The following is a 6,239-nucleotide window of genomic DNA, read 5'->3' as shown; positions in this document are numbered from 1 at the left end:
TGTGTACAAGAGATTGGATTGACCTGATCAGTTAATTTTCCGGATTGGTATAAAGACCTTTGGGATATCGTTTACATCACAGGAACCTTGAAAACAGAAACAGTAATTTCTGATGACATAGGGGTCGAGTCAGGCTATTCCATTGAAGGTGCGAGCTTAGAGATATATAACAAAGTGTGATCTAGTAAAACTAGAGACTCTATAGGGCTGCGGGTGACCCAAACCAATGATCTGGTAGTGAACAACTAAGGAAAGAGCCATTTGGTTAGCCCGCACTTCACTAGACACTGCACTGGTTAGAAAATGTAGGCCAAATGGCTAGCCTTGAAGTGTGACAGACATGCATCCCGAATTGGAATGGGGCAAAAATGAGTTATGTCACTACTCATTTTTGCCTTTTTCATTAGCATTAAAACTCAATCTATCGACCGTATTGCTCAATAATAAAGTGCTCAAAATCATCACACATTTGGTCATTCGACTTTGCATTATTCGCTAATTCAGTTGCTCCATCAACGATCGATACCTTCGCATTCAAATCCGCGACTGGTGCACGTTCTCTTGTCGACAGCTGTTTGATTTTTTGCTCCTCAATCGCCCAAGCCTCCTCTGGCGATAAGTTACACTCGTCAGCGAGATATTTGGCATTAAAACCTTCCCCAGTCAGGCTTTCGATTGTACCGTTATGGTTCACGCTATTGCCTTTATGCCAATAGTGTTTCGCCAACAAAGGCCCGATCTCTGGGTTATCTGTTAAGTAACCAAACTTGTCGGTGAAATAAGCTCGTGTTTGATACACCGCCATATGAGCCAATAGATAACCTTGGTATGAGCAAGATGCTTCATCAGACAATAAGTGAGGGATCGCCATCAGTGGACGAGGGCTGCAAGACAATCCAAGAATTGCCTTTTCACTGCTACGAGCAAGTGCCGTGATTTTTTCAGGCGTGAGGTCTTCATCAGCTAATTCGTACAGGGCTCGCTCGAAATATGGAACCACAAGAATGCTGCGTTCTTGGTAAGCTCGGAAGGGCTGTTTATTGTCGATGATGGCTTTAATTAGATCATCTGGCACAGGTTGCCCGTCCGCATTTAGAGCGTACTGTTTTAGCCAGTCAGCGTCATTTAACAAGCTGTCGCAGAACATGGATTGTGTTTCAGCATAAGCCATCGAAGTCGGCGCAAACTCTTGAGAGAAACAAGGGGCGTTCATTTTTACATTAGCAAAATGCGCCGCGTGACCACCTTCGTGAAATAGTGTGTTAATCCCATCATAGCCACTGCCTATTTGATCGGGCTTAGCGTTGCTAGTGAAATTAACTTGGGCCGCAACCCAAGCATCTTGGTCATAGAAAGAAGGGATAGGGCCATGGCAGAAGCCATTAGGGTATTTTCCTTTGCGATCAAGTAAATCGAGTTTCAATGTCGCTTGAGAGTATTCAATGTTGAGGCGACCAAAAGACTCTATCCAGCGTCTTAATGATTTTGAGAACGGAACATACGGGTCAAGGTCATTCATAACATCACCAGCGAAAGAGTAGGTGAAGTTATGAGCTTCGAGTGCACTTTTGCCTTTCTGCTTAGCTAAGTTCGCTAGGCTTTGTTGATGGCTATCACGCGTGCGTGCTTCGAAGTCATCCAGAATCGTAAACAGTTGTTCTGTCGTCATCTGTTCGGTTTTTACCACCGAGTAATCAAAGAAGGTTTTAAACCCCAGTGATTGAGCAAATTGGTTACGTTTTTTGATCAGCTCAATAAAGCCGTTAGCCAGCAGCCATTGCTCTAAATCTAATAATGCTTGATGTGCAGAAAGCCTAACTTGTTCATTACCATTACTTCTAACGGCTGAACCTAAAACAGGCAGTGACCCTTCCGTTTCATCGCCTGTTTCATTTACGTAAGTCATCGCATGATTCTGCTTTTTCTCAAACAGTTCAGCCTCAAACTTTATGAGATCGGCTTTGAGCTTCTGTGACTGCTCAGACTCAATAGCGTGAGATCTAAAGGTCGCTAACCAACCATTCAAGCCTGTTAGTGTACTCTCTTTTTCGAGAGGATCTTGAATTTTATCGATAGCAGCAAGTTGCGTTTCGATAGCAGTAATCTGTTCGGCAGCGCTTAGAAATTCCGTCCACTGAGTCTGTGCGAGTGTCGAACCATCGTGGTCGTCACTGATACCCATATATGTATCCCAAAAGAAGTCTTCTTTCGCTTTATGAGTCGCAAGATACTTTTGATTCAATTGGTTGAGATAGTTCGTTGCAGTCATGACATTCCTTGAAATTTAACCAGTAATTTCAACATTATGACACATTCATTGAATGTATTTTGTGATGTTAAGTATAACGGCATAGAAGTTACCTTTTCATCAAGGCGTGTTGAACCAATACGGCTTCATCAGTTTACCGCCAGAAGCTATTCAACGTAACAAAGTCAGATTGTCGCTTGAAGAGCCTGCTATTGAAGGTGGCTACAAGTAATGGGTATGTCATGTTGTAACTGTTGTGGGAGAGTGATATTCTCTCTTTCGTAATGGTTCTCAACGTGACGGATTACGTTATTCGGTGATGAAATTATCTAGCGGGCATGTATGCCCGTTTTTTTTCGCCTAAAATTTGCGACTCGAGCAGTTGTTTGTCGTTTGGTCACGTATAATGGACACTTCATATAGCGCTAAATAAGCCCAGTCGATGAAAATCTTTCAAGTTCTAATCTTGCCTCTAATGCTGTCCCTCAATGCTATTTCATTTTCAGCGCAAGCAACCGAAAGCTGGTGGCTAAGAACAGTATTTAACAGCAGCCCAAGTCAGCCGAATTCTCAAAACTATATTAACGACATCGAGTTGATGGATTGTGGTGAGATCGAAGATACGCTGTTATGCAGTGACTTAACCCAATATTACGATCTGGATGTGTATGTTGAACTGGAACTGGGCGACTCAAGCGTTGAAACAGTTCGCTTAAACCTGCCATATTCGGACCTAAGTTACACAAAGCTTCAGGCATACCTTCGCCAAGATGGCTTTGCTCTCAGTTCAATTCGTATTGGTGAAGATGAATTCGATGTTACAGCTCAACTCGAACAAGCTCGAAATGAAGGTGTTGGTTTCGATAAGGTGGATAAACAGCTGTTCGAATTTATCAACGCGCCTCACGGTTCAGCAGAGCAACTGAGTGTATGGAATGTGCCTAGCTTATCTTCTACCTCTCCTTGGATTCAGTTACAGAGTGATGGTGACAACTTAATGGTTGAACTTAATCGTTTTTAATTGCTCAAATTTATAGATAGTTTCGTTATTTATTAGGTTAAACAAGCCTTTCAGGAGAACGGCTCGCGGGCAGACAGCAAGTTATAATTCATTTAAGTGTTCGTTTTTCTGCGGCTCTCACATTTTTAATAAGCGTTTAGCTTTGCCATTTGTTATACGTTGAGCCTTCGGTAAAACGAGATTAGGATACGTTCAGTATTGATAAAGGAGACAACCCATGGTTGCAAGAGTAACGATAGCGCCACAAGGCCCAGAACTTTCTGAGCTGGTGCAAGGATACTGGCGTACAGCAGAGTGGGGCATGACCCCGCAACAACGCCTGACTTTCCTGAAGCAACATATTGATCTTGGCATCACAACTGTTGATCACGCGGATATTTACGGTAACTACCAATGTGAAAAGTTGTTTGGTGAGGCTTTAGCGCTTGAACCAAGCCTTCGTGATGATATTCAAATCGTCACCAAGTGCGATATCAACCTATGTGGTGACCACACTCCAGATCGTAAGATCAATCACTATGACACCAGCGCGCAGCATATTTACCAATCAGTAAATAACTCATTAGAGCACTTAGGTGTTAACGATATCGATGTATTGTTGATTCACCGCCCTGACGTGTTAATGGATGCCGATGAAGTAGCAGAAGCGTTCGCAGAGCTACACAAAGTAGGTAAAGTTAAGCACTTCGGTGTTTCTAACTTTTCACCGCGTCAGTTCGAACTGCTTCAATCTCGACTCGGTAAGCCGTTAGTGACCAACCAAGTTGAAATCAACCCATTGAACTTCGAAGTGGCTCATGATGGCACGCTAGATCAACTGCAGATGAACCGCATTCGCCCGATGGCGTGGTCTTGTCTCGGTGGTGGTAGCATCTTCAGTGGTGATTCAGCGCAAGCGGTTCGCGTTCGTGATGAGCTAGAGGCGATTCGTCAAGAAGTCGGTGCAGACAGCATTGATCAAGTGATTTACGCTTGGGTTCGTCGTTTACCATCTAGTCCAATTGCAATTATTGGTTCTGGTAAGATTGAGCGTGTGAAGACGGCCGTTGATGCACTGAAAATCGAGCTGACGCGCGAACAGTGGTATCGCGTATGGGTGGCATCTAAAGGTCACGGTGTGCCATAGAAAGCAATTCGTATAGAAGTCAAAGCCAGCTAAGTAAGCTGGCTTTTTTGTGTTCGCCTAACATGTTTCTCCAAAACTGTGATTAAGGTGGAATAATTTTCAAAAACACTCATAATGCACTCTGTTTTTCACCAGTTGGATATTTCCATTGAGCACTTCAAAATTCTCTTCAATCGCCCTTAAACCAGAGCTTCTAAATACGTTAGATTCTCTTGGTTATACTGAAATGACGCCGATCCAAGCGTTAAGTCTTCCTACTATCCTAAATGGCAAGGACGTTATCGGTCAGGGTAAAACGGGTTCAGGTAAAACAGCTGCTTTCGGTTTAGGCGTGCTGCAGAACCTACGCGTTAAGCGTTTCCGTGTTCAGTCTTTAGTGTTATGTCCGACTCGTGAGCTTGCAGACCAAGTAGCAAAAGAGATTCGTACTCTTGCTCGTGGTATTCACAACATTAAAGTGCTGACACTATGTGGCGGTATGCCAATGGGCCCACAGATTGGTTCACTAGAGCATGGCGCACACATTCTTGTGGGCACACCTGGTCGTATTCTTGATCACCTAGAGAAAGGCCGCATTGACCTGTCTGAGCTGAACACACTTGTGTTAGATGAAGCGGATCGCATGCTAGAGATGGGTTTCCAAGACGCTTTGGATGCTGTGATTGAAGCGGCGCCAAAAGAACGCCAAACTCTGCTATTCAGTGCGACTTTCCCTAAACAGATCAAATCTGTTGCAGACCGCATTATGCGCAATCCAGAAATGGTGAAGGTTGAATCAACACACGATCACTCAAGCATCCAACAACACTTCTACAAGTTAGAAGGTTCTGAAGCTCGTGATGACGCTCTAGAGTTGCTGTTACTTCATCACCAACCGGAGTCTGCGGTTGTGTTCTGTAACACTAAGAAAGAAGTGCAGAACGTAAACGATGAGCTAAGCCACCGCGGTTTCAGTGTTATCGAACTTCATGGTGACATGGAACAGCGTGAACGTGACCAAGCTTTGGTTCAGTTCTCAAACAAAACCATCTCGATTCTAGTGGCGACAGACGTTGCGGCTCGCGGTCTTGATGTTGATAACCTAGATGCTGTGTTCAACTTTGAATTGTCTCGCGACCCTGAAGTTCACGTACACCGTATTGGTCGTACTGGCCGTGCAGGAAGCAAAGGCGTAGCGATCAGCTTCTTTAGCGAAAAAGAGATGTACCGTGTTGCTCAAATTGATGAGTACATGGACATGCCAATCGAGCCATCTGAACTGCCAGCAAAACCAATTGCTAAGCCGTACTACTCAAACATGGTTACCATCCAAATTGATGGCGGTAAGAAAGCTAAGCTTCGTGCTGGTGATATTCTTGGCGCACTGACGGGCCAAGGCGGCATTGATGGTAAATCAGTAGGTAAGATCAATCTGTTTGCAATGCGTGCTTACGTAGCGGTAGAAAGATCTGTGGCTAAAAAAGCACTGAACAAAATCGAATCAGGTAAAATGAAGGGTCGTCAATTCCGCGCCCGAATCCTGAAGTAATTCGAGACTGAATCCCTTTGCTGCGATATGTCTAATTAACGACATTGCTAATTAATGGCATTGCAGTAAAGGGTGTCCCACAAAATGCCACTTAAGTTTCTTATCTTAGGTTTATCGACCTAGTCCTCTATACCAAAGCATTATTCATCGGGTCTTATCGAATAAAGATCGTTGATATGTTTTCCTTCGCTAAGATACCAAGTCATCGCTTCCTGTCGATTGTGAACGAATATCGTGATTGTGGTTATTGATCCATCGTCAAAATAACAAAGCTCATATTCTAAATCGCTTGTATGATCAGGGCAAGATTACGAAG

4 protein-coding genes and 2 pseudogenes are annotated in these 6,239 nt (G+C 43.8%); 4 read left to right on the top strand and 2 right to left on the bottom strand.

Annotated features, from left to right (window positions below; translation table 11 throughout):
- Positions 1-421 precede the first annotated feature (421 nt).
- Positions 422-2,269 carry a M3 family metallopeptidase gene (locus tag AB4209_RS21570; RefSeq protein ID WP_372057324.1) on the bottom strand — a complete coding sequence of 616 codons (1,848 nt, stop codon included), beginning with the start codon at positions 2,267-2,269 and terminating at the stop codon, positions 422-424.
- 97 nt (positions 2,270-2,366) lie between these two features.
- Here AB4209_RS21570 and AB4209_RS21565 point away from each other — a divergent pair.
- From AB4209_RS21565 to dbpA, 4 genes and pseudogenes are all read left to right on the top strand, one after another.
- Positions 2,367-2,480, top strand: a pseudogene (locus AB4209_RS21565) (phosphate ABC transporter substrate-binding protein); the annotation flags it as partial.
- Between the two features lie 210 nt (positions 2,481-2,690).
- Positions 2,691-3,269 carry a hypothetical protein gene (locus AB4209_RS21560; RefSeq protein WP_372057322.1) on the top strand — a complete coding sequence of 193 codons (579 nt, stop codon included), beginning with the start codon at positions 2,691-2,693 and terminating at the stop codon, positions 3,267-3,269.
- 217 nt (positions 3,270-3,486) lie between these two features.
- A complete protein-coding gene (locus AB4209_RS21555; RefSeq protein WP_017064347.1) occupies positions 3,487-4,395 on the top strand; it encodes an aldo/keto reductase family oxidoreductase in 909 nt (302 codons plus the stop codon).
- Between the two features lie 148 nt (positions 4,396-4,543).
- A complete protein-coding gene (gene dbpA / locus AB4209_RS21550) occupies positions 4,544-5,923 on the top strand; it encodes an ATP-dependent RNA helicase DbpA (RefSeq protein WP_017064348.1) in 1,380 nt (459 codons plus the stop codon).
- A gap of 140 nt (positions 5,924-6,063) precedes the next feature.
- Here the strand turns inward: dbpA and AB4209_RS21545 are convergent.
- Positions 6,064-6,225 (bottom strand): annotated as a pseudogene (locus tag AB4209_RS21545) (RNA helicase); the annotation flags it as partial.
- Positions 6,226-6,239 lie beyond the last annotated feature (14 nt).

This window comes from Vibrio sp. 10N.286.48.C11, from assembly GCF_041469805.1.
Lineage (GTDB): Bacteria > Pseudomonadota > Gammaproteobacteria > Enterobacterales > Vibrionaceae > Vibrio > Vibrio crassostreae_C.
The sequence above is the reverse complement of the archived record's forward strand: the minus strand, read 5'-3'. Positions and strand labels throughout refer to the sequence as shown.